Origin of the sequence: Pseudomonas sp. COR18 (assembly GCF_048568395.1) — a bacterium.
GTDB lineage: Bacteria > Pseudomonadota > Gammaproteobacteria > Pseudomonadales > Pseudomonadaceae > Aquipseudomonas > Aquipseudomonas fuscovaginae_B.
On the sequence record NZ_CP183808.1, the window covers coordinates 4,892,926 to 4,916,399 of the forward strand.

The window sequence follows — 23,474 nt, forward strand, 5'->3', positions numbered from 1 at the left end:
CTTTGATTTCAAGCTTGTACGCCGCGAACTTGCCGCTTTTCAAGGGGAATGGGTGGGGGCGAGGTTTCCGTCTACATTTAACTGGGGTACGCTCGAACGCAGCCAGATGTTCAATCCATAGATGGAGTACAACATGGGATACAAGAAGATTCAGGTTCCAGCCGTCGGTGACAAAATCACCGTCAACGCAGACCACTCTCTCAATGTTCCTGATCACCCGATCATCCCTTTCATCGAAGGTGACGGTATTGGCGTCGACATCAGCCCGGTGATGATCAAGGTCGTCGATGCGGCTGTCGAAAAGGCTTACGGCGGCAAGCGCAAGATCTCATGGATGGAAGTCTATGCCGGCGAAAAGGCCACCCAGGTCTATGACCAGGACACCTGGCTGCCCCAGGAAACCCTGGACGCGGTCAAGGACTATGTGGTTTCCATCAAGGGTCCGCTGACCACGCCGGTGGGTGGCGGTATCCGTTCGCTCAACGTGGCCCTGCGCCAGCAACTCGACCTGTATGTCTGCCTGCGCCCGGTGCGCTGGTTCGAGGGCGTGCCGAGCCCGGTGAAAAAGCCCGGCGATGTCGACATGACGATCTTCCGCGAGAACTCCGAGGACATCTATGCCGGGATCGAGTGGAAGGCCGGTTCGCCGGAAGCGAACAAGGTCATCAAGTTCCTCAAGGAAGAAATGGGCGTGACCAAGATCCGTTTCGACCAGGACTGCGGTATCGGCGTCAAGCCGGTGTCGAAGGAAGGCACCAAGCGCCTGGCGCGCAAGGCCCTGCAATATGTGGTCGACAACGATCGCAAGTCGCTGACCATCGTCCACAAGGGCAACATCATGAAGTTCACCGAAGGTGCCTTCAAGGAATGGGCCTATGAGGTGGCGGCCGAGGAGTTCGGCGCGACCCTGCTCGACGGTGGCCCGTGGATGCAGTTCAAGAATCCCAAGACCGGGCGCAACGTGGTGGTCAAGGATGCCATCGCCGATGCCATGCTCCAGCAGATCCTGCTGCGTCCGGCCGAATATGACGTGATCGCGACCCTCAACCTGAACGGTGACTACCTGTCCGACGCCCTGGCGGCCGAGGTGGGCGGTATCGGCATTGCACCGGGCGCCAACCTGTCCGACACCGTCGCCATGTTCGAGGCCACCCATGGTACCGCGCCGAAGTATGCCGGCAAGGACCAGGTCAACCCGGGCTCGCTGATCCTCTCGGCGGAAATGATGCTGCGTCACCTGGGCTGGACCGAGGCCGCCGACCTGATCATCAAGGGTACCAATGGCGCCATCGGGGCCAAGACCGTGACCTATGACTTCGAGCGTCTGATGGAGGGGGCCAGGCTGGTTTCGTCGTCCGGTTTCGGTGACGCGCTGATCGCGCACATGTAAGACGGATTGGCGATAAAAAAGCCCGATTCAAATCCTTGAATCGGGCTTTTTTATAGCTGGATGTTTCTGTGAGATGACTCAGGCGCTGACGTTGTTCGCCTTGCTCTTGGAAACCAATGCTTTGTCATCGGTTGGGGTCACTACGGCAGCGCTCTGTATGTTGACCGCATGCAGACCTTTGGGGCCCTGGATGATCTCAAAGCTTACGGCCTGGCCAGCCTTGAGGGTTTTGTAGCCGTCCATCTGGATGGCTGAATAGTGGGCAAACAAGTCTTCATCCTTGCCTTCTTCCAGGACGAAACCATAGCCCTTGGCGTTGTTGAACCACTTGACCTTACCGCTCGGCATGCTCATATCCCTCTGCAAACGACCCCATCACTGGAGTATCATCCAGTTCATCCTTCACTGCGTGAACCAGAAAAATGGTTGACGATATGGACCTTTATTACCCAATCTGGTCTCTATTGGTTGTAACACCGATTTGCCGATAGTCAAGGTGACCATTCGGTCAGTCTTGAAATGGGCCGGATTGTCCCCATCACTGTATTTGCTCAACTGACGAACCTTTCTTTCCATGCATGCAATCAGCCAGATTCGACTAACATTCAATCAGGATCGCCCGGATTTCCACGACGACGGCTCGGGCGTTGCCATGCAGGAGGCGAAACCTGCGTTGCAGGCGCCACCGATGTACAAGGTGGTGTTGTTCAATGATGACTACACACCGATGGATTTCGTCGTCGAAGTGCTCGAGGTGTTTTTTAACTTGAATCGCGAGCTGGCCACCAAGGTCATGCTGGCGGTTCACACGGAAGGACGGGCAGTATGTGGAGTGTTTACCCGCGACATCGCCGAGACAAAGGCCATGCAGGTCAACCAGTACGCCAGGGAAAGCCAGCATCCGCTACTCTGTGAAATCGAGAAGGACGGTTAACGCCGACCAGTTGGGTATGAGGTGAACTATGTTAAACCGCGAGCTCGAAGTCACCCTCAATCTTGCCTTCAAGGAGGCTCGTTCGAAGCGTCATGAATTCATGACGGTCGAGCACCTTTTGCTGGCCCTTTTGGATAACGAGGCAGCCGCTACCGTCCTACGGGCCTGCGGTGCGAACCTCGACAAACTCAAGCACGACCTGCAGGAGTTCATCGACTCCACCACGCCGTTGATCCCCGTGCATGACGAAGATCGCGAGACCCAGCCGACCCTGGGTTTCCAGCGTGTCCTGCAGCGGGCCGTGTTCCATGTGCAGAGCTCCGGTAAGCGTGAGGTGACGGGTGCCAACGTGCTCGTCGCGATCTTCAGCGAGCAGGAAAGCCAGGCGGTGTTCCTGCTCAAGCAGCAAAGCGTTGCGCGTATCGATGTCGTCAACTACATCGCCCATGGCATCTCCAAGGTGCCAGGGCATGGCGATCACTCCGAAAGCGAGCAGGATATGCAGGACGAAGAGGGCGGTGAGTCTTCATCTTCAGGCAACCCACTGGATGCGTATGCCAGCAACCTCAACGAGCTGGCGCGCCAGGGGCGTATCGATCCACTGGTCGGTCGCGAGCACGAGGTCGAGCGCGTGGCGCAGATCCTCGCCCGGCGGCGCAAGAACAACCCGTTGCTGGTCGGTGAGGCGGGCGTCGGCAAGACCGCGATCGCCGAAGGCCTGGCCAAGCGCATCGTCGACAACCAGGTGCCCGACCTGCTGGCGAGCAGTGTGGTCTACTCCCTCGACCTGGGCGCCCTGCTGGCCGGTACCAAGTACCGCGGCGACTTCGAGAAGCGCTTCAAGGCGCTGCTCGGCGAGCTGAAAAAGCGTCCGCAGGCGATCCTGTTCATCGACGAAATCCACACCATCATCGGTGCCGGTGCCGCTTCCGGCGGCGTCATGGATGCCTCGAACCTGCTCAAGCCGCTGCTGTCCTCGGGTGATATCCGTTGCATCGGCTCGACCACCTTCCAGGAATTCCGCGGCATCTTCGAGAAGGACCGTGCGCTGGCACGGCGTTTCCAGAAGGTCGATGTGACCGAGCCCTCGGTCGAGGACACCATCGGTATCCTGCGCGGCCTGAAAGGGCGTTTCGAGCAGCACCACAATATCGAATACAGCGAAGAGGCGCTGCGTGCGGCGGCCGAGCTGGCTGCGCGCTACATCAATGACCGGCATATGCCGGACAAGGCCATCGACGTCATCGACGAGGCGGGCGCCTTCCAGCGTCTGCAGCCGGCGGACAAGCGCGTCAAGCGCATCGATGTGCCGCAGGTCGAGGATATCGTCGCGAAAATCGCGCGGATTCCGCCGAAGCACGTCACCAGTTCCGACAAGGAACTGCTGCGCAACCTCGAGCGCGACCTCAAGCTCACCGTGTTCGGCCAGGATGCGGCCATCGACTCGCTGTCGACCGCCATCAAGCTGTCCCGTGCCGGGCTGAAGTCGCCGGACAAGCCGGTCGGTTCGTTCCTGTTCGCCGGCCCTACCGGCGTCGGCAAGACCGAGGCGGCACGGCAGCTGGCCAAGGCGATGGGCATCGAGCTGGTGCGTTTCGACATGTCCGAGTACATGGAGCGTCATACCGTGTCGCGCCTGATCGGTGCGCCTCCGGGTTATGTCGGTTTCGACCAGGGTGGCCTGCTGACCGAGGCCATCACCAAGCAGCCGCATTGCGTGCTGCTGCTCGACGAGATCGAGAAGGCTCACCCGGAAGTCTTCAACCTGCTGCTGCAGGTCATGGACCACGGTACCCTGACCGATAACAACGGGCGCAAGGCCGACTTCCGCAACGTGATCCTGATCATGACCACCAACGCCGGTGCCGAAACCGCGGCCCGGGCGTCGATCGGCTTCACTCACCAGGATCATTCGTCCGATGCCATGGAAGTGATCAAGAAGAGCTTTACGCCGGAGTTCCGCAACCGTCTGGACACCATCATCCAGTTTGGTCGCCTCAGCCACGAGGTCATCAAGAGCGTGGTGGACAAGTTCCTTACTGAACTGCAGGCGCAGCTGGAAGACAAGCGCGTACAGCTGGAAGTCACCGATGCGGCCCGCAGTTGGCTGGCCGAGGGCGGTTACGATTCGGCCATGGGGGCACGTCCGATGGCGCGCCTGATCCAGGACAAGATCAAGCGTCCGTTGGCCGAGGAGATCCTGTTTGGCGAGTTGTCCGAGCATGGCGGTGTGGTGCACATCGACATCAAGGATGGCGAGCTGACCTTCGACTTCGAGACCACGGCTGAAATGGCTTGATGCAAGGCTGTCATGCAAACACGCCCGGCTAAGCCGGGCGTTTTTGTTTGTATCGGGTGTTGCTTGCGCCGGCCTTTTCGCGGGCAAGCCCGGCTCCTACGGTTCATCGTCGTGCCCGCGCTCGCGTACGACACATTCCTGTAGGAGCCGGGCTTGCCCGCGAAGACGTCAGTGGCATCGACATTACCTTCAAAGGCTGGCCACTATCCCAACCCGCGCAAACAAAAACGCCCGGCAATGCCGGGCGTCTTGTATCGACCTGATTAACGAGCGCGGTAGGTGATGCGCCCTTTGCTCAAGTCGTAGGGCGTCAGCTCGACGCGCACTTTGTCACCGGTAAGAATACGAATGTAGTTCTTGCGCATCTTGCCGGAGATATGCGCGGTTACGACGTGCCCATTTTCCAATTCCACGCGAAACATGGTGTTTGGCAGGGTGTCGACGACAGTGCCTTCCATTTCGAAGCTGTCTTCTTTCGACATGCAGTAAAGCCCTCGGTGTCCAGTGAATGGCCCGGTGCAACTGCGCCAGGCAAAAGCGGCGTGCATTGTGCCCGAAAAAGCACCTGCACGCCAAGAGGTTAGTGCTTTCGAGCGAAAATAACCGGCCGATTCCAGCGTGCTTTGCCACTGGAATGGAAGGGGTTTTGGCCGGGGATGTACTCAGTTGAGTGTGACCCAGCGCTGATTGATCAGCAGTTCGATTGGCCGGTACTGGGTCTTGTAGTTCATCTTCTTGCAGTTCTTGATCCAGTACCCGAGATAGACCGCATCCAGGCCCAGGCGCAGGGTTTCGCCGATCTGCCAGAGAATGGCGTAGCGCCCCAGGCTGCGACGTTCTTCCTCCGGTTCGTAGAAAGTGTACACCGCCGACAGGCCGTTGGGCAGCAGGTCGGTCACCGCCACGCCGACCAGCCGCCCCTGCAGGCGAAACTCGTAGAACCGGGAGAAGGGCAGGTCGCGCACCAGGAAGGTCGAGAACTGGTCCCGGCTGGGCGGGTACATGTCGCCATCGGCATGGCGTTGCTCGATGTAGCGGCGGTACAGGTCGAAGTACTCTTCGCTGAACTGCGGCTTGGCGGCACGTACTTCCAGGTCCATGTTGCGCTTGAGAATGCGTTTCTGCTGGCGGTTGGGCAGGAACTGCGCCGCAGGAATGCGTGCCGGTACGCAGGCATTGCAGTTCTGGCAGTGGGGCCGGTAGAGGTGGTCGCCGCTACGACGGAAACCCATTTCCGACAGATCTGCATAGACATGCACGTCCATCGGCTGGCTAGGATCGAGGAACAGCGTAGTCGCCTGCTCCTCGGGCAGATAGCTGCAAGAGTGGGGTTGAGTGGCATAAAACTTCAAACGCGCCAGCTCGGTCATGATCAACCCTCGGGATTAAGCTTTGAATTGCATTGAATCAAGTGTAAGCCAGCCTGGGAAAACACGCCTAGGCGCTGTATGAAGGTTACTTGATTGTCGTGTGATTTTCCGGTTTGCCGGCTCTACAGCGGCGCTTGCCAGGACGCGCTGTTGGGTTGGTCGAGGTGTTCCTGCAGATAACGGGCGAATTCGCTGCGTGCAATCGCCCGGGCGCCGAAGCTGTGCAGATGGTGGGTCGGCATCTGGCAGTCGATGAGCACGAAACCCGCCTCCTTGAGGTGGCTGACCAGGGTGGCGAAGCCGACTTTGGAGGCATTGTCGGCACGGCTGAACATGGACTCGCCGAAAAACAGCTGGCCCATCGCCAGGCCATAGAGGCCGCCGACCAGCTCACCCTGGTCCCAGACCTCGACCGAATGGGCAAACCCGCGTTCGTGCAGTTGCAGGTAGGCGTCCTGCATCGCTTCGGTGATCCAGGTGCCGTCGGCGTAGGCGCGGGGTGCCGCGCAGGCGCGGATGACCGCGGCGAAGTCGCGATCGAAGGTGACCTGGTAGCGCCGCTGGCGCAGCAGCTTGGCCAGGCTGCGGGAAACGTGCAGTTCGTCAGGAAACAGCACGGTGCGCGGGTCTGGCGACCACCAGAGGATCGGCTGGCCTTCGGAAAACCAAGGGAAGCAGCCATGGCGGTAGGCCTGGATCAGCCGTTCGGCGGACAGATCGCCGCCGGCTGCCAGCAGGCCATTGGGTTCGCGCATGGCCTTGGCCAGCGGTGGGAAGTTCAGGTTGTCGCGTTGTAACCAGGTCAGCATGGCGTTCTTGGCTTGAAAAGGAAGAGGGGAGGGCGGGTAAACACACTGTTGCAGGCGCCGCAGTCCTTGTGGGAGCAGGGCTTGCCCGCGAAAGCGCCCTCAAGATTGCCAAAGGCTTCGCGGGTAAGCCACGCTCCTGCAAGGATCGCGGTGCCTTTCGGTGTCAGTTGTCGTCCAGGTACTTCTCGGCATCCAGCGCCGCCATGCAGCCTGCGCCCGCCGAGGTGATGGCCTGGCGATAGACGTGGTCGGCCACATCGCCGGCAGCGAACACGCCGGGGATCTGCGTTGCCGTGGCATTGCCCTCGCTGCCGCCCTGCACCAGCAGGTAGCCATCGCGCATCGGCAATTGCCCTTGGAACAGATCGGTGTTGGGCTTGTGGCCGATGGCGATGAACACGCCGGCCAGCGGCAACTCCCGGGTTTCGCCGGTGTTGCTGTCGCGCAGGCGGGCGCCGGTGACGCCGCTGGCATCGCCGAGCACTTCGTCCAGCTGCTGGTTCCAATGCAGGCGGATATTGCCGTTGGCGGCCTTTTCGAAGAGCTTGTCCTGGAGAATCTTCTCCGCGCGCAATTTGTCGCGACGGTGCACCAGGTGTACCTCCCTGGCGATATTGGCCAGGTACAGGGCTTCCTCGACCGCCGTATTGCCGCCGCCGACCACCGCAACCACCTGGTTGCGATAGAAAAAGCCATCGCAGGTGGCACAGGCCGAAACACCTTTGCCGGCAAACGCCTCTTCGGAGGGCAGGCCCAGGTACTGGGCGGAGGCGCCGGTGGCGATGATCAGTGCATCGCAACTGTAGGTACCGTTGTCACCCTTGAGAATGAACGGCCGCTGTTGCAACTCCGCGGTGTGAATGTGGTCGTAGACAATCTGGGTGTCGAAGCGTTCGGCGTGTTTCTGCATGCGTTCCATCAGGACCGGCCCGGTCAGGCCCTCGACATCGCCTGGCCAGTTGTCGACTTCGGTGGTGGTGGTCAACTGACCGCCGGCTTGCAGGCCGGTGATGACGACAGGCTTGAGGTTGGCACGGGCGGCATAGACGGCGGCACTGTAACCGGCGGGCCCGGAGCCGAGAATGATCAGGCGCGAATGCTTGGCTTCGTTCATAAAAACACCTCATAAGCCTTTGTCACAAAAGAGAATGCATGCTCAAATTGAGCGGCATGAACAGCGCTGTTGGCTATGCTACACCCAGGAGGCAGCGGCGTGGCATCGGGCGCGCAAACCCGTACAATGTTCATCATGTAAGGATGATAGTTTCCGGAGTGGCAAATACCGATAATAAGGGGCTGATATTTAAAATAGCCGCGGTTTGCCGGATAACTGTTACTGGCCCCGAGTGGGCAGTATTTTGTCGTCAATCAACAGCTGGGCGCGCCTCGGGCGCAGGAAAAGACGCGTTTTGAAGAAATCCACCGCAACACCGCCTAAAGCAGTGGTGCCACTCTGGCGCCAGCAACTGCATTATCGCCTCAAGGAAGGCGCGCTGATTGCCATCGGCGCCTTGTGCCTGTTCCTGATGATGGCCTTGCTGACTTACGGCAAGGACGATCCGGGCTGGAGTCATAACAGCAAGATCGATGACGTGCAGAACTTCGGCGGCCCTGCCGGCTCCTACAGCGCCGATATCCTGTTCATGGTGCTGGGTTACTTCGCCTACGTATTTCCATTATTGTTGGCGATCAAGACCTACCAGATCTTTCGCCAGCGTCACGAACCCTGGCAGTGGAGTGGCTGGCTGTTCTCCTGGCGCCTGATCGGCCTGGTATTCCTGGTGCTCTCGGGCGCGGCCCTGGCGCATATCCATTTCCATTCGCCGACCGGCCTGCCAGCCGGTGCCGGCGGAGCCCTGGGCGAGAGCCTGGGTGACCTGGCGCGCAACGCCCTGAATATCCAGGGCAGCACCCTGTTGTTCATCGCCCTGTTCCTGTTCGGCCTCACGGTGTTTACCGACCTGTCGTGGTTCAAGGTGATGGATGTCACCGGCAAGATCACCCTCGACCTGTTCGAGCTGTTCCAGGGGGCATTGAACCGCTGGTGGGCGGCCCGTACCGAGCGCAAGCAACTGGTGGCGCAACTGCGTGAGGTGGACGACCGCGTCCACGAAGTGGTGGCTCCGGCCGTTCCCGACAAGCGCGAGCAGGCCAAGGCCAAGGAACGCCTGATCGAGCGCGAACAGGCTCTGAGCAAGCACATGTCCGAGCGCGAGAAGCAGATCCCGCCGGTGATCATGCCGGCTCCGGCCAAGCCGCCACAACCGAGCAAACGGGTGGAAAAGGAGAAGCAGGCGCCGCTGTTCGTCGACAGCGCGGTCGAAGGCACCCTGCCGCCGATCTCGATTCTCGACGAGGCGGCGAAAAAGCAGCTCAACCATTCTCCCGAATCCCTGGCGGCCGTCGGCCACCTGCTGGAAATCAAGCTCAAGGAGTTCGGCGTCGAAGTGTCGGTGGACTCGATCCATCCGGGCCCGGTCATTACCCGTTACGAAATCCAGCCGGCGGCCGGGGTGAAGGTCAGTCGTATCGCCAACCTGGCCAAGGACCTGGCGCGCTCGCTGGCGGTGACCAGCGTGCGGGTGGTGGAAGTCATCCCCGGCAAGACCACGGTGGGGATCGAGATTCCCAACGAGGACCGGCAGATCGTGCGTTTCCGCGAGGTGCTGTCGACCCCGGAATACGACGACGCCAAGTCGCCGGTCACCCTGGCCCTGGGCCACGACATCGGCGGCAAGCCGGTGATCACCGACCTTGCGAAGATGCCGCACCTGCTGGTGGCCGGTACCACCGGTTCCGGTAAGTCGGTGGGGGTCAACGCGATGATCCTGTCGATCCTGTTCAAGTCCGGCCCGGAAGACGCCAAGCTGATCATGATCGACCCGAAGATGCTCGAACTGTCGATCTACGAAGGCATTCCGCACCTGCTGTGCCCGGTGGTCACCGACATGAAGGACGCCGCCAACGCCCTGCGCTGGAGCGTCGCCGAGATGGAACGGCGCTACAAGCTGATGGCGAAGATGGGCGTGCGCAACCTGTCGGGTTTCAACGCCAAGATCAAGGAAGCCCAGGAACGCGGCGAACCGATTCCGGACCCGCTGTACAACCGCGAAAGCATCCACGACGAAGCGCCGCTGCTGACCAAGTTGCCGACCATCGTGGTGGTGGTCGACGAATTCGCCGACATGATGATGATCGTCGGCAAGAAGGTCGAGGAACTGATCGCCCGTATCGCCCAGAAGGCGCGGGCGGCCGGCATCCACCTGATCCTGGCGACCCAGCGGCCGTCGGTGGACGTGATCACCGGCCTGATCAAAGCCAACATCCCGACCCGCATGGCGTTCCAGGTGTCCAGCAAGATCGACTCGCGGACCATCATCGACCAGGGCGGTGCCGAGCAGTTGCTGGGCCATGGTGACATGCTCTACATGCCGCCGGGTACCAGCCTGCCGATCCGTGTTCACGGCGCCTTCGTTTCCGACGATGAAGTGCACCGCGTGGTCGAGGCGTGGAAACTGCGTGGCGCCCCGGAGTACAACGACGACATCCTCAACGGCGTCGAAGAGGCCGGCAGCGGCTTCGAGGGCGGCGGTGGCGGTGGCGGCGAAGAGGATGCCGAAACCGACGCGCTCTATGACGAAGCGGTACAGTTCGTCCTGGAAAGCCGCCGGGCTTCGATTTCCGCAGTGCAGCGCAAGCTGAAGATCGGTTACAACCGGGCCGCCCGGATGATCGAGGCCATGGAGATGGCCGGCGTGGTGACGGCCATGAATACCAACGGTTCGCGCGAAGTGATTGCGCCCGGGCCGATGCGCGACTGATTCCGTGCCGCATGCGATCATGCGGCATATCCTTCAAACGAATTCCATGAGGACTCCCATGCGTGTCATTCGCATGCTGTTGTTGCCGGTTCTGGCGTTGACCACCTTGTCGGCCCATGCCGACCAGAAGGATGTGGCGCGCCTGACGCAGTTGCTCGAAAAATCCCAGACCCTCACCGCGCGTTTCTCGCAACTGACCCTGGATGGCAGCGGAACCCAGTTGCAGGAAACCGCTGGCGAGATGTCCCTCAAGCGCCCGGGGCTGTTCTACTGGCACACCGATGCGCCGCAGGAGCAGACCATGATTTCCGATGGCCAGAAGGTCACCCTGTGGGACCCGGACCTGGAGCAGGTGACCATCAAGAAGCTCGACCTGCGCCTGACCCAGACCCCGGCGCTGCTGCTGTCCGGTGACGTGTCGAAGATCAGCGAGAGCTTCGATATCACTGCCAAGGAAGCCGGTGGCGTGATCGACTTCGTGCTCAAGCCGAAAACCAAGGACACCCTGTTCGACAGCCTGCGCCTGTCGTTCCGCAACGGCCTGGTCAACGACATGCAACTGATCGACAGCGTCGGCCAGCGCACCAATCTGCTGTTCACCGGGGTCAAGGCCAACGAGCCGATCGATGCGGCCCGCTTCAAGTTCGACATCCCCAAGGGTGCTGACGTCATCCAGGAATAAGAGGTTTCAAACGCAGCCCATGGATCTGTTCAGCCGTGCCCCGATCGCCCAGCCCCTGGCCGCCCGTCTGCGGGCGACCAACCTGGATGAGTACGTCGGCCAGGAGCACCTGCTGGCCCGGGGCAAGCCGTTGCGCGAAGCCCTGGAGCAGGGCGCACTGCATTCGATGATCTTCTGGGGCCCGCCCGGGGTAGGCAAGACCACCCTGGCGCGGCTGCTGGCGGAAGTCTCGGACGCCCACTTCGAAACCGTGTCGGCGGTGCTCGCCGGGGTCAAGGAGATCCGGCAGGCGGTAGAAGTCGCCAAGCAGCAGGCAGGCCAGTACGGTCGGCGTACGATCCTGTTCGTCGACGAAGTCCATCGCTTCAACAAGTCCCAGCAGGATGCGTTCCTGCCCTATGTCGAGGACGGCACGCTGATCTTTATCGGCGCCACTACCGAGAACCCCTCGTTCGAATTGAACAACGCCCTGCTGTCGCGGGCGCGGGTCTATGTGCTCAAGAGCCTCGACGAGGCGGCCCTGCGCAAGCTGGTGCAGCGTGCCCTCACTGAAGAGCGCGGCCTGGGCAAGCGCCGGTTGAGCCTGGGCGACGAGGGTTTCCAGATGCTGCTGGCGGCGGCGGATGGGGATGGCCGGCGTCTGCTCAACCTGCTGGAGAACGCCTCGGACCTGGCCGAAGACGGTGGCGAGATCGGCGTCGACCTGCTGCAGAGCCTGCTGGGCGATACCCGTCGGCGTTTCGACAAGGGCGGCGAAGCCTTCTACGACCAGATTTCCGCGCTGCACAAGTCGATTCGCGGTTCCAACCCGGATGCCGCGCTGTACTGGTTCGCGCGCATGCTCGACGGCGGCTGCGATCCACTGTACCTGGCGCGGCGGGTGGTGCGCATGGCCAGCGAGGACATCGGCAACGCCGACCCCCGGGCCCTGAGCCTGTGCCTGGCGGCCTGGGATGTGCAGGAACGCCTTGGCAGCCCCGAGGGCGAGCTGGCGGTGGCCCAGGCCATCACCTACCTGGCCTGCGCGCCGAAGAGCAACGCGGTGTACATGGGCTTCAAGGCCGCCATGGTCAGTGCGGCCGAACATGGCTCATTGGAAGTTCCGCTGCACCTGCGCAACGCCCCGACCAAGCTGATGAAGCAGTTGGGCTATGGCGAGGAGTATCGCTATGCCCACGACGAGCCCGACGCCTACGCCGCCGGCGAGGACTATTTCCCCGAGGAACTGCAGCCGCAGGCCTTCTACCAGCCGGTTCCGCGCGGGCTGGAGCTTAAGATCGGCGAGAAGCTCAACCACCTCGCCGCGCTGGATCGGCAGAGCCCGAGACAACGGAGAAAACCGTGATCCGCACCGTAATCGCGGTGTCCGTCGCCGGCATCATCGGCACCCTGGTACGTTTTGCCGCAGGCAATCTGATCAATGCCAATTGGCCCAGGCACTTCTATACCGCGACGTTGGCCGTTAATATCGTGGGCTGCCTGGTGATTGGCGTGCTCTACGGCCTGTTTTTGCTGCGCCCCGAGGTCCCGGTGGAAATCCGCGCCGGCCTGATCGTGGGATTCGTTGGCGGCCTGACCACCTTTTCATCCTTTTCACTGGATACGATTCGCCTGCTGGAAAGCGGGCAGGGGCTGGTGGCCCTGGGCTATGCGGCCCTGAGCGTATTCGGCGGGCTGCTCGCAACCTGGGCTGGCCTGTCCTTGACCAAACTCTGAATAACGAGAAACCGACATGCTCGATTCCAAACTGTTACGTAGCAACCTCCAGGACGTAGCGGATCGTCTGGCCTCCCGTGGCTTCAGCCTCGATGTCGCCCGCATCGAAGAGCTGGAAAGCCAGCGCAAGGTGGTGCAGACCCGCACCGAACAATTGCAGGCCGAGCGCAATGCGGTTTCCAAGAGTATCGGCCAGGCCAAGCAGCGCGGCGAAGACATCGCGCCGCTGATGGCCAGCGTCGAAAACATGGGCACCGAGCTGACGGAAGGCAAGGCCGCGCTGGACGCCATCCAGTCCGAGCTGGACCAGATCCTGCTGGGTATCCCCAACCTGCCCCACGAATCGGTACCGGTGGGTGCCGACGAGGACGGCAACGTCGAAGTGCGCCGCTGGGGCACGCCGACCGCCTTCGACTTCCCGATCCAGGACCACGTCGCCCTGGGCGAGAAGTTCGGCTGGCTGGACTTCGAAACCGCCGCCAAGCTGTCCGGCGCCCGTTTCGCCCTGCTGCGCGGCCCGATTGCCCGCCTGCACCGCGCCCTGGCGCAGTTCATGATCAACCTGCACACCAGCGAGCACGGTTACGAAGAAGCCTACACACCTTACCTGGTGCAGGCGCCGGCGCTGATGGGCACCAGCCAGTTGCCGAAGTTCGAGGAAGACCTGTTCAAGATCAAGCGCGACGGCGAAGCCGATCTGTACCTGATCCCGACCGCCGAAGTGTCGCTGACCAACATCGTCGCCGGCGAGATCCTCGATCCCAAGCAACTGCCGTTGAAATTCGTCGCCCACACCCCGTGCTTCCGCAGTGAAGCCGGTGCCTCGGGTCGCGATACCCGCGGCATGATCCGCCAGCACCAGTTCGACAAGGTCGAGATGGTCCAGGTGGTCGAGCCGTCGAAGTCGATGGAAGCGCTGGAAGGCCTGACTGCCAACGCCGAGAAGGTCCTGCAACTGCTGCAACTGCCGTATCGCGTCCTGGCCCTGTGCACCGGCGACATGGGCTTCAGCGCCGTGAAGACCTACGACCTCGAAGTCTGGGTGCCGAGCCAGGACAAGTACCGCGAGATTTCCTCGTGCTCCAACTGTGGCGACTTCCAGGCCCGCCGCATGCAGGCGCGTTTCCGCAATGCCGAAACCGGCAAGCCGGAACTGGTCCACACCCTGAACGGCTCCGGCCTGGCGGTGGGGCGTACCCTGGTGGCGGTGCTGGAGAACTACCAGCAGGCCGACGGTTCGATCCGTGTACCGGAAGTGCTCAAGCCCTACATGGGCGGCATCGAGGTCATCGGCTAAATGGAATTTCTGCCGCTGTTTCACAACCTGCGCGGCAGCCGTGTCCTGGTGGTCGGTGGCGGCGAGATTGCCTTGCGCAAGTCTCGCCTGCTGGCCGACGCCGGTGCGCTGTTGCGGGTGGTTGCTCCCGAGATTGAAAGCCAGCTGCGCGAGCTGATCGACGGCAGCGGCGGCGAAATGCTGTTGCGCGGTTATGTCGAGTCCGACCTGGATGGTTGCGTGCTGATCATCGCCGCCACCGATGACGAAGCGCTCAATGCCCAGGTTTCCGCCGATGCCCGGCGGCGTTGCGTACCGGTCAACGTGGTGGATGCGCCAGCCCTGTGCAGCGTGATCTTCCCGGCCATCGTCGATCGCTCGCCGCTGGTGATCGCGGTGTCCAGCGGCGGTGACGCACCGGTGCTGGCGCGGTTGATCCGGGCCAAGATGGAAACCTGGATTCCGTCGACCTATGGCCAGTTGGCCGGGTTGGCGGCGCGTTTCCGTCATCAGGTCAAGGCACTGTTCCCGGCTGTGCAGCAGCGTCGCGCCTTCTGGGAAGAGGTGTTCCAGGGGCCGATCGCCGATCGGCAACTGGCCGGGCAGGGCGCCGAGGCCGAGCGGCTGCTGGTGGAGAAGATCAACGGTACGCCCCCGAATGCGTCGGGTGAGGTGTATCTGGTGGGCGCAGGTCCGGGTGACCCCGACCTGCTGACCTTCCGTGCCCTGCGCCTGATGCAGCAGGCGGACGTGGTGCTCTACGACCGCCTGGTGGCGCCAGCGATCCTCGAACTGTGCCGTCGGGATGCCGACCGTATCTACGTCGGCAAGCGCCGCGCCGATCACGCCGTGCCCCAGGACCAGATCAACCGGCAATTGGTCGAGCTGGCCAAACAGGGCAAGCGGGTGCTGCGCCTGAAGGGCGGCGATCCGTTCATTTTCGGTCGGGGTGGCGAAGAGATCGAGGAACTGGCGGCCCAGGGCATTCCATTCCAGGTGGTGCCGGGTATCACCGCGGCCAGCGGTTGCTCGGCCTACGCCGGGATTCCGCTGACTCATCGTGACCATGCGCAGTCCGTGCGCTTCGTCACCGGTCACCTGAAGGATGGCAGCACCGACCTGCCGTGGGTCGACCTGGTGGCGCCGGCGCAGACCGTGGTGTTCTACATGGGGCTGGTCGGCTTGCCGGTGATCTGCGAACAACTGATCCGGCACGGTCGTTCGGCGGACACCCCGGCGGCACTGATCCAGCAGGGCACCACGGCGAACCAGCGGGTGTTCACCGGCACCCTGGCCAACCTGCCGCAACTGGTGGCGGAGCATGAAGTGCATGCGCCGACCCTGGTGATCGTCGGCGAAGTGGTGCAGCTTCGCGAGAAACTGGCCTGGTTCGAAGGCGCCCAGGGTCAGGTCTGATCCAGCAACACAAACCTGCAGGAGCGGGTCTTCGGCTCCTGCAGTACCTCTCTCAGCTCTTCCACACCCCACGCCCCACCAACCGCTCGCGGTCATGGCTGCCAGTGAAATCCTGTTCCGGCCCCTTGGGCACGACACCTGTCGGGTTGATGGTCCGGTGGCTGGCGTAGTAATGCCCCTTGATATGGGTGAAATCCACCGTCTCGCCCACACCCGGCCACTGATACATCTCCCGCAGCCAGTTCGACAGGTTCGGATAGTCGGCAATGCGCCGCAGGTTGCACTTGAAGTGACCGTGATACACCGCGTCGAAACGAATCATCGTGGTGAACAGCCGTACATCCGCCTCGGTCAGGTACTCGCCGGCCAGGTAGCGATGTTGCGACAGGTGCCGCTCCAGCTGATCCAGCTCGACGAACAGCGCGTCGAAAGCCGTTTCATAAGCTGATTGCGAGGTGGCGAAGCCGGCCCGGTACACGCCGTTGTTCACCGCCGGATAGATCCGTTCGTTCCACTCATCGACGACCGGGCGCAAGGCTTGCGGGTAGAAGTCCAGGGTGTTGCCGGTCAGCCCGTTGAACGCGCTGTTGAACATGCGGATGATTTCGGCCGACTCGTTGCTGACGATGCGCTTGAGCTTCTTGTCCCACAGCACCGGCACAGTCACCCGGCCGGTGTAGTCGGCGGTGTCGGCGGTATAACGCTGGTGCATGAATGCCAGGCCATCGAGGTGATCGCCCGTGGAGCCATGGCTCTTGTCGAAGGTCCAGCCGTTTTCCAGCATCAGCCAACTGACCACCGAAACGTCGATCAGGCTTTCCAGGCCCTTGAGCTTGCGCAGGATCAGCGTACGGTGGGCCCAGGGGCAGGCCAGGGAAACATACAGGTGGTAGCGACCGGCCTCGGCGACGAAGCCGCCTTCGCCGCTGGGGCCCGGCTGGCCATCGGCGGTCACCCAGTGACGGCGCTGCGCCTGCTCGCGTTGGAAGGCGCCGTCTTTGCTGCTTTCATACCACTGGTCGTGCCAGCGGCCTTCGATCAAGAGACCCATCTAGAAAAACTCCTTGGCAGTCATGCGTTGGAGCCCAGTCTAAAGAGAATCGTTCGAATAAATAGCGCAAAACCTGGGGTTGAATGATCGATTAAATCGATTTGTCTCGTGCGGCCCAGTAAATCCGGGCCTGTTCGAACGCCTCTTCACGAGGCAGGCCGAGCCCGCGCAAGGCCAGTGCCATGGTCGACAGCAGCGCCAGTTGCGGGTAACTGTCCTCGACCTCGCCGCGCCAGATCGCCTTGAGGTGTTCGGGTTCCAGCGACGCCGGCTTCACATGGCGCTGCTCGGACAACGCCGGCCATTCCTCATCCCAGTTTTCGCCGTTGGCCGTGCCGTACAGGTGGCTGGCGCTGTCGGGATTGACCTCGATCTCGCCGCCATCGCCCTTGATCACGATGGCCGTATCACCCAGCAGGCGGCTGGCTTCGCGATGCACGGCCTGGTAGCCGGGGTGGAAGATGCTCTGCAGGCCACAGCGCGCCCCCAGCGGGTTGAGGACGCGGGCCAGCGAATGGATCGGCGAGCGCAGGCCGAGGGTATTGCGCAGGTCGATCATCCGTTGCAGCTGGGGGGCCCAGTCGACCAGGGGCGCAAAGGCAATGTTGCCGGCGGCCAGGGCTTGCCCGACGGCCTGCCAGGTGCGGCACAGCGGAATCTGCAGGGTTTCCAGCAACTGTTCGGTGTACAGCCGGCCCGCGGTGTGGGCGCCGCCGCCGTGCATCAGGATCTTCACGCCGTTCTGGGCCAGGCATTTGGCGGCCAGCAGGTACCAGGGCAGGTGGCGTTTCTTGCCGGCGTAGGTCGGCCAGTCCAGGTCGACCTGCAGGGATGGGGCATCGAGCCGTTCGCGCAGGGCCTCGGTGAAGCCGGCCAGTTCCTCCGGGCTTTCCTCCTTGTGCCGCAACAGCATCAGGAAGGCGCCGAGCTGGGTCTCTTCGACTTTCCCGTCGAGCAGCATACCCATGGACTCACGGGCTTCCTCGCGGCTCAGGCCGCGGGCGCCACGCTTGCCCTTGCCAAGGATGCGTACGAATGGGGCGAAAGGATGTTCCTCGGGTGTTTCGGTGATCAGCGGCGCGTATTCGGTCATAGACAGTTCGTCGGCTTGGGCAGGCCCGCCAGCTTGGCGGCCAGTTTGGCGGGAGTGCCATTGAACAGGCGGTTGAGGTGCAGGCTGTTGCCCTTTTCCACGCCCAGTTTCGAGGCGGTGTACTTGATCAGCGGGCGAGTGGCCGGTGACAACTCGAATTCCCGGTAGAACCCGCGCAGCAGTTCGAGGATCTCCCAGTGCTCGGGGCTCAGCTCGATGCCTTCACGGGCGGCGAGGGCGCCGGCGACCTCGGGCGACCAGTCACTCAGTTCAACCAGGTAACCGTCCTTGTCCAGGGCGATGTCCCGCCCGTTCACCGTCAGGGTATTCATAGCCAGGTATTGACCTTATCGTGCCGGACCGACAATTCGACGAAGCCCGGGTAGTCCACGCGTGTGGCCCAGCTCGGGCACTCCAGGCCGCGGGCCTGCAGGTCCTCGTCGAGGGCGAACAGGCGCAGCGTGGCGGCGCGCTCTTCCAGGGCTTCCAGCGGTAGGCTGCGGGGTTGCAGGGCGTATACCGCGTCGCCGCAAAGCAGCAGGGCGTCCTCGACACCCAGCAGGCGCAGGCAACTGCCCAGGCGGCTGTCGGTGAAAGGGGAGTGGGACAATACGTGCAAGGTCGACATCAGAGCGTGATCACCTGGTCATAACGATTAACGAGCGCGACGATTTCTTCGGTCGCCAGCAGGTTCAGGTCTGCGCTGGCCACCTGGTCGGCGAGGATGCCACGATCGGCCAGGCTGTCGCGGCAGGCAAACAGGTCCTCGACGCCGAACAGCGACAATGCCTTCAGGTTGGCCGTCAGGTCCTTCTGCTGCACGGCCTTGGCCGTTTGCCCCGGCATGAGCTGGAACACCCCGTCATCCATGAACAACAGGCCCACGGGCAGATCGAAGGCGCCGCCGGCCAGGACGATATCCAGGGCTTCGCGGGCGCTCGGTCCGGACCACGGCGACTGGCGGCTGATAATCAACAGAGACTTGGACATCTCAAGGCCCTCCGAAGCAGATCAGGCGGTCGGCGGTCTGCACCGCATCATGCAATTGCCCCAGGCCCGAGAGTTCCCAGCCGGCGCCCAGGTTCACCGCCGAGCGCGCGTAGCGCTGGGCTTCCTCGTCATTCAGCACGCCCCGGCGCAGGGCCGCGGCAATGCAGACCACGCCGTCGAGCTGGTTGTCGCTGACGAAATTCGCCCATTCCCGTGGCAGGTCCTGTTCGTCCTGCGGGGTGACCACGTTGCCCGAGGCGCTGTGCACGCCATCCTGGTAAAAGAACAGCCGCACGATGTCATGGCCGCCGGCGAGCAGGGCCTGGGCGAACAGCAGGGCCCGTCGGGAAGAGGGCGCGTGGGGGGGGGAAAACAGCGCAATGGCAAACTTCATGGAAGGCTCTGTCAGCGAATCTGTCGCCATGATAAGGCCAGACTCCCCAAGAAGCTAAATCGCGGTCAACAAAAAGCCCGCCGAAGCGGGCTTTTTGCTCATGCAGGTGATCAGTCGTCGCGGCCCATGATGCCGAAGATCTGCAACAGGCTGACGAACAGGTTGTAGATCGACACATACAGGCTGATGGTCGCCATGATGTAGTTACGCTCGCCGCCATGGATGATGGCGCTGGTCTGGAACAGGATGCACACCGACGAGAACAGCACGAAGCCGGCGCTGATCGCCAGTTGCAGGCCGCTGATGTTGAAGAAGAGGCTGGCCAGCGTGGCACCCAGCAGGACGAAGAAGCCGGCGGTGATGAAGCCGCTGAGGAAGCTCATGTCCTTGCGGGTCACCAGCACGTAGGCCGACAGGCCGCCGAACACCAGGGCGGTCATGGCGAAGGCCGAGCTGACGACTTCGGCGCCGCCCTGCATGCCCAGGTAGCGGTTGAGGATCGGGCCGAGCAGGAAGCCCATGAAGCCGGTGAGGGCGAAGGTCGACACCAGGCCCCAGACGGAATCGCGCAGCTTGTTGGTGAGGAAGAACAGCCCGTAGAAGCCGATCAGTACCACGAAGACGTTCGGGTAGCGCACGTTCATCTGCTGGGCGACGAAAGCCATCACACCGCTGAAGGCCAGGGTGAGGGCGAGAAGGCTGTAAGTGTTGCGCAGGACGCGGCTAACCTCTAGCTGCTCAGCCTGCACGCTGTTGTTAACGGCGTAATCCTGTTCGCGCATGGCGAAACTCTCCTTCGGTTTTGAAATGTTCAGTCGCAAAGATCATAACAGAGGCTCTGTAACAAGCTATCACGAGAGTTTGACAGTGTGTTTCATTCCGGTATCATGGCGCCCGCAATGCATGGGAGGTGTGGCCGAGTGGTTTAAGGCAGCAGTCTTGAAAACTGCCGACTGTAACAGGTCCCAGAGTTCGAATCTCTGCGCCTCCGCCATCTTGCACACTGTCAAGGCCCCGAATCTTCGGGGCTTTTTCGTTTCTGGGCGATTGACCGTTCGATCAGTGAAACCGTCAGGCGTTCCGCATCTTCATTAAACGTTCCGCAACCCCTCAGGCAAACATCGGTGCCAACACGCCGGGTGTCTGCGCGCCGTACACGACCGTTCCATTGATGCGCAATGAGGGAATGACACGTCCCGTCCACGCAGCGGCCATCGCTTCGGTTTCATCCAGCTCCTGGCTGAAGGCTTCGCTCTCGATGAACGCCTCGACGTCCCGGAATGCAACCCCCTCGGGAGCGAGAAGTCGCTCCAGCGTCGACAGCGTGCCGATATCCGCAGCCTGGCAAAACAGGGCCTCGTACACGCGCTCCACGAACGCCTGTGCTGGCCTGCCGCTTCTCTGCAGCCACAACACGGCAGCCAGCGCGGGGCGCGTGTCGGCGACCTTGAGGATCTTGCCCAATTGCGGCTCGATACCGAGCTTGCGCAGTTCCGTCGCGACCAGCGACTGATGGACCACGGCCTCCGTTCCGAAGCGGCGCTCCAGGTAATCGGAGTAGGCCATTCCGGCGGCGGCTCGGCTGAGCGAGGAGCGGCACGGCTGGAAAATGATCTCCAGCGGCCTGCCAGCCTGGTGCATGGCGGCAGCCAGGCGACGCTCCGCCACCCAGCCCCAAGGGTCAAGGAAGTCAAACGCTAGCAGGGGAGGAGTAGCCATGGTGAATGCCCTTGAGGAGTTGATCACCTTAAGGGTACGGAGCTGTTCGAATCAACAGAAGCCATAGATGGCGCAATTGAGTATTGCGCTGGCTGCTAGGCCATATTCAGCAACTCTTTCATGAACTGAATGAACACCTTGATGCGCGTCGATTCACGATTGATTGGCAGGTAGACGATATTGATCGATGTATTGACTGAGGTCGGGTTCACCTCATATTCGGGCAGCAGGCGGGTCAGGCGCCCATGTTGCACGTCCTCGGCGACCAACCAGTCGGCCAGCAGAGCGATTCCCTGACCGGCGATGGCCGCCTGCCGAAGGATATCGGCATTATTGCTCTGCATCCGCCCCTGCACGGCGACCGGTACGGTTTCGTCGTCGATTTCGAAGTGCCAGTCCCGCATGGGCCCGCCGTAGTCGAATCGCATGCACGCGTGCTGGGTCAGTTCGCCCGGTTGCGTCGGTGCACCCTGCTGCGCGAGGTAGGCAGGGCTTGCCACCAGCCAGCGCTGGAAGTGCCCGATGGTGCTGCAGATGACCTCTTCGCTGGAAACCGTCGAGCCCAGGCGCACGGTCAGGTCGATGCGATCCTTGTAGAGGTCGACCATCTCGTCGCTGAGATTCAGGCTGACCTCAAGCCCCGGATGGTTGGCGAGAAAGCGGCCCAGGTGCGGGGAAATCAGGCGGCGCCCGAACTCCACCGGCACGCTGACCCGCAGCTTGCCCTTCGCTTCGCTGCCGCGGTCGGTCACCATGCTGTCGGCAGCGGCCAGCGCATCGAGGATCGCCACGGCGTTATCGAAGTAGGCCTGGCCCAGATCGGTCAGGCTGTTCTGCCGGGTGCTGCGCGTGATCAGCGTGGTGCCCAGGTCCGACTCCAGCGCTGCGACCTGGCGCGCCACGGAGGAGGTCGCCACACCCAGCTTTCGCGCTGCTGCCGAATAGCCACCGCAGCGTACCGTTTCGACGAACATGCTCAACGCGAGAAACTTATCCATATTTCCGACTCTGTTGAAGAGATTCCCTGACCCGTAGCGGCTGTCATCCAGCCGTTCTGGATGTGCGGCTGCCTGGATCATATTCGGCGAGAGGGTGGGCTGGATAGGACGCATGTGCTGTTGCTGGCGCTTGTGGGGGTGCGCGGGTCTTGAGCGAAGATTGGCGCAGGCTGGCAACGCGGGGCGTCCTGTTGCCAGCCTCTGCGGGCCTTACGGGTCAGCGCTTGCCCGCATGTCTGGCGAGGAAGATCACCAGGGCGAGGGCCGGGATCGCCGCTGCAGTGAGGATCGCGGTGGTCCAGCCGAAGCCCTCGTACAGGGGGCTCGCCACCATCGAACCCAGTGCCCCGCCTACGAAGATGCTGGTCATGAACACGGCATTGAGGCGTGCGCGGCTGTTGGGGTCCAGGGCGTAGACTTCACGCTGGCCGAGGACCATGTTCAGTTGCACCGCGAAGTCCAGGGTGATCGCCGCTGCCACCAGGCCCAGGTAGCCCAGTCCGGGGATGCCGCCGAGCAACAGCGCCACCGGGGCCAGTATCAACGCAACCAGGGTGCTGACATGGCCGTGGCCGGCGTCGGCGAGTCGGCCGGCAATGGGCGCGGCAATGGCACCCACCGCGCCGCCCAGGGCAAACAGGGCCACCCCGTTCTGGCTGAAGCCGTAGTGACGGACCAGCTCGATCGGGACGATGGTCCAGAAGAAGCTGAAGCTTGCAAACAGCAGCCCCTGGTACAGCGAGCGTTCACGCAGAACCGCGTACTGCCTGGCCAGGCCGAAGACGGAGCCGATCAGGCGGCGGTAGGTGGTGTGATGGTTCGGCAGCCGTTCAGGCAGCAGCATCGCCACCAGGGCCGCAATCACCACCATCAGGACCGCGGCGCTATAAAACACCCCTCGCCAGCCGAAGTACTCGGACAACAGGCTCGAGACCGGACGGGCGAGCAGGATGCCGAGCAGCAGGCCGCTCATGATGTTCCCGACCACTCGACCGCGGCTGCTTTCGGGGGCCATGTGCGCGGCCAGCGGGACCAGGATCTGCACGGCGACCGAGGTCAGGCCGATCATCAGCGAGGCTGTCAGGAACAGTGAGGGCGTTTGGGCGAAGCCGGCGGCCGCCAGGAAGGCGCCGACCACCAGCGTAAAGCCGATCACCAGCCGGCGGTTTTCCATCAGGTCCGCCAGGGGTACGAGGAACAGCAGCCCGGCGGCATAGCCGAACTGGGTCAACGAGACGATCAGGCTGGCATGTTCAGGTGAAAGGCCAATGCTCGGGGCAATCAGTTCGACGATGGGCTGGGCGTAGTAGAGGTTTGCAACGACGGCGCCACAGCAGAACGCCAGAAACGCAACCAGTGCCTTGGACAGGTTGGAGGGTGTGTCGGCATGCACCGACGTGAAAGCAGGAATTTCAGGGCTGCTCGCTGACATGGCGACATCTCCGAATGGGTTGAAAGGTTGAGCACCAGCCTAGGCGGACGATCGGTTTGTCGGAATACGAACTTGCGGCAACGA

General features: G+C 62.3%; 24 protein-coding genes and 1 tRNA gene. 10 read left to right on the forward strand and 15 right to left on the reverse strand.

The features are described from left to right. Nucleotides 1-133 precede the first annotated feature (133 nt). Nucleotides 134-1,390 carry an NADP-dependent isocitrate dehydrogenase gene (icd, locus tag ACM62G_RS22405; RefSeq protein WP_273823237.1) on the forward strand — a complete coding sequence of 419 codons (1,257 nt, stop codon included), beginning with the start codon at nucleotides 134-136 and terminating at the stop codon, nucleotides 1,388-1,390. A 78-nt stretch (nucleotides 1,391-1,468) separates the two neighbouring features. Here the strand turns inward: icd and cspD are convergent, their stop codons facing one another. Continuing rightward, a complete protein-coding gene (gene cspD, locus ACM62G_RS22410) occupies nucleotides 1,469-1,738 on the reverse strand; it encodes a cold shock domain-containing protein CspD (protein WP_054057257.1) in 270 nt (89 codons plus the stop codon). Nucleotides 1,739-1,964: 226 nt separating this feature from the next. On the opposite strand from cspD, the gene clpS reads away from it, so the two are divergent. Further along, nucleotides 1,965-2,324, forward strand: a complete 360-nt coding sequence (gene clpS / locus ACM62G_RS22415; RefSeq protein ID WP_017903651.1) for an ATP-dependent Clp protease adapter ClpS — start codon at nucleotides 1,965-1,967, stop codon at nucleotides 2,322-2,324. 28 nt (nucleotides 2,325-2,352) lie between these two features. Beyond that, nucleotides 2,353-4,623: an ATP-dependent Clp protease ATP-binding subunit ClpA gene (gene clpA, locus ACM62G_RS22420; RefSeq protein WP_419735569.1), complete on the forward strand. Its 2,271-nt coding sequence runs from the start codon at nucleotides 2,353-2,355 to the stop codon at nucleotides 4,621-4,623. Between the two features lie 263 nt (nucleotides 4,624-4,886). Here clpA and infA read toward each other — a convergent pair whose 3' ends face one another. From infA to trxB, 4 genes are all read right to left on the reverse strand, one after another. Further along, nucleotides 4,887-5,105, reverse strand: a complete 219-nt coding sequence (gene infA, locus ACM62G_RS22425; protein WP_002553999.1) for a translation initiation factor IF-1 — start codon at nucleotides 5,103-5,105, stop codon at nucleotides 4,887-4,889. Nucleotides 5,106-5,285: 180 nt separating this feature from the next. Then, entirely contained in the window at nucleotides 5,286-5,993 is a 708-nt protein-coding gene (locus ACM62G_RS22430) for an arginyltransferase (protein ID WP_054057258.1), read from the reverse strand. Nucleotides 5,994-6,115: 122 nt separating this feature from the next. Then, nucleotides 6,116-6,802 carry a leucyl/phenylalanyl-tRNA--protein transferase gene (gene aat / locus ACM62G_RS22435; RefSeq protein WP_419735570.1) on the reverse strand — a complete coding sequence of 229 codons (687 nt, stop codon included), beginning with the start codon at nucleotides 6,800-6,802 and terminating at the stop codon, nucleotides 6,116-6,118. 163 nt (nucleotides 6,803-6,965) lie between these two features. After that, on the reverse strand, nucleotides 6,966-7,916 hold the full coding sequence (gene trxB, locus ACM62G_RS22440; RefSeq protein ID WP_419735571.1) for a thioredoxin-disulfide reductase: 951 nt from the start codon (nucleotides 7,914-7,916) through the stop codon (nucleotides 6,966-6,968). Between the two features lie 295 nt (nucleotides 7,917-8,211). On the opposite strand from trxB, the gene ACM62G_RS22445 reads away from it, so the two are divergent. Genes ACM62G_RS22445 through cysG form a run of 6 tightly spaced genes read left to right on the forward strand, consistent with a single transcriptional unit; the run spans nucleotide 8,212 to nucleotide 15,713 of the window. Then, nucleotides 8,212-10,623: a DNA translocase FtsK gene (locus ACM62G_RS22445; protein WP_054057241.1), complete on the forward strand. Its 2,412-nt coding sequence runs from the start codon at nucleotides 8,212-8,214 to the stop codon at nucleotides 10,621-10,623. 58 nt (nucleotides 10,624-10,681) lie between these two features. After that, nucleotides 10,682-11,305, forward strand: coding sequence for an outer membrane lipoprotein chaperone LolA (gene lolA, locus ACM62G_RS22450; protein ID WP_017903657.1), 624 nt, complete (start codon nucleotides 10,682-10,684; stop codon nucleotides 11,303-11,305). A 19-nt stretch (nucleotides 11,306-11,324) separates the two neighbouring features. Then, complete coding sequence (locus ACM62G_RS22455; RefSeq protein WP_273823240.1) at nucleotides 11,325-12,650, forward strand: replication-associated recombination protein A; 1,326 nt, start codon at nucleotides 11,325-11,327, stop codon at nucleotides 12,648-12,650. Further along, nucleotides 12,647-13,021 carry a fluoride efflux transporter CrcB gene (crcB, locus tag ACM62G_RS22460; protein ID WP_054057243.1) on the forward strand — a complete coding sequence of 125 codons (375 nt, stop codon included), beginning with the start codon at nucleotides 12,647-12,649 and terminating at the stop codon, nucleotides 13,019-13,021. Before ACM62G_RS22455 ends, crcB begins: the two co-directional genes overlap by 4 nt. Nucleotides 13,022-13,037: 16 nt before the next feature. Beyond that, a complete protein-coding gene (gene serS, locus ACM62G_RS22465) occupies nucleotides 13,038-14,318 on the forward strand; it encodes a serine--tRNA ligase (RefSeq protein ID WP_054062804.1) in 1,281 nt (426 codons plus the stop codon). Beyond that, nucleotides 14,319-15,713, forward strand: a complete 1,395-nt coding sequence (gene cysG, locus ACM62G_RS22470) for a siroheme synthase CysG (RefSeq protein WP_054057245.1) — start codon at nucleotides 14,319-14,321, stop codon at nucleotides 15,711-15,713. It abuts the gene before it with no gap. Between the two features lie 52 nt (nucleotides 15,714-15,765). On the opposite strand, the gene ACM62G_RS22475 is transcribed toward cysG, so the two are convergent. From ACM62G_RS22475 to ACM62G_RS22505, 7 genes are all read right to left on the reverse strand, one after another. Next, entirely contained in the window at nucleotides 15,766-16,764 is a 999-nt protein-coding gene (locus ACM62G_RS22475) for a glutathione S-transferase family protein (RefSeq protein WP_419735572.1), read from the reverse strand. 91 nt (nucleotides 16,765-16,855) lie between these two features. Next, a complete protein-coding gene (locus tag ACM62G_RS22480) occupies nucleotides 16,856-17,857 on the reverse strand; it encodes a glycosyl transferase family protein (RefSeq protein WP_273823242.1) in 1,002 nt (333 codons plus the stop codon). Next, on the reverse strand, nucleotides 17,854-18,189 hold the full coding sequence (locus ACM62G_RS22485) for a TusE/DsrC/DsvC family sulfur relay protein (protein WP_273823243.1): 336 nt from the start codon (nucleotides 18,187-18,189) through the stop codon (nucleotides 17,854-17,856). Before ACM62G_RS22485 ends, ACM62G_RS22480 begins: the two co-directional genes overlap by 4 nt. After that, nucleotides 18,186-18,485: a sulfurtransferase complex subunit TusB gene (gene tusB / locus ACM62G_RS22490; RefSeq protein WP_273823244.1), complete on the reverse strand. Its 300-nt coding sequence runs from the start codon at nucleotides 18,483-18,485 to the stop codon at nucleotides 18,186-18,188. The genes ACM62G_RS22485 and tusB overlap by 4 nt, the downstream gene beginning before the upstream one ends. After that, nucleotides 18,485-18,847 carry a sulfurtransferase complex subunit TusC gene (gene tusC / locus ACM62G_RS22495; protein ID WP_273823245.1) on the reverse strand — a complete coding sequence of 121 codons (363 nt, stop codon included), beginning with the start codon at nucleotides 18,845-18,847 and terminating at the stop codon, nucleotides 18,485-18,487. Before tusC ends, tusB begins: the two co-directional genes overlap by 1 nt. Before the next feature lies 1 nt (nucleotide 18,848). Beyond that, a complete protein-coding gene (gene tusD, locus ACM62G_RS22500; RefSeq protein ID WP_273823246.1) occupies nucleotides 18,849-19,241 on the reverse strand; it encodes a sulfurtransferase complex subunit TusD in 393 nt (130 codons plus the stop codon). Between the two features lie 110 nt (nucleotides 19,242-19,351). Further along, on the reverse strand, nucleotides 19,352-20,023 hold the full coding sequence (locus tag ACM62G_RS22505; RefSeq protein WP_273823247.1) for a Bax inhibitor-1/YccA family protein: 672 nt from the start codon (nucleotides 20,021-20,023) through the stop codon (nucleotides 19,352-19,354). Between the two features lie 124 nt (nucleotides 20,024-20,147). Here ACM62G_RS22505 and ACM62G_RS22510 point away from each other — a divergent pair. Then, nucleotides 20,148-20,235: transfer RNA gene (locus ACM62G_RS22510), tRNA-Ser, on the forward strand. Nucleotides 20,236-20,351: 116 nt separating this feature from the next. On the opposite strand, the gene ACM62G_RS22515 is transcribed toward ACM62G_RS22510, so the two are convergent. From ACM62G_RS22515 to ACM62G_RS22525, 3 genes are all read right to left on the reverse strand, one after another. Beyond that, nucleotides 20,352-20,960 (reverse strand): DsbA family oxidoreductase, encoded by a 609-nt coding sequence (locus ACM62G_RS22515; protein WP_273823248.1) that lies wholly within the window; start codon nucleotides 20,958-20,960, stop codon nucleotides 20,352-20,354. A 95-nt stretch (nucleotides 20,961-21,055) separates the two neighbouring features. Further along, nucleotides 21,056-21,958 (reverse strand): LysR family transcriptional regulator, encoded by a 903-nt coding sequence (locus tag ACM62G_RS22520; protein WP_273823249.1) that lies wholly within the window; start codon nucleotides 21,956-21,958, stop codon nucleotides 21,056-21,058. A gap of 217 nt (nucleotides 21,959-22,175) precedes the next feature. Beyond that, a complete protein-coding gene (locus tag ACM62G_RS22525; RefSeq protein WP_419735573.1) occupies nucleotides 22,176-23,390 on the reverse strand; it encodes an MFS transporter in 1,215 nt (404 codons plus the stop codon). Nucleotides 23,391-23,474 lie beyond the last annotated feature (84 nt).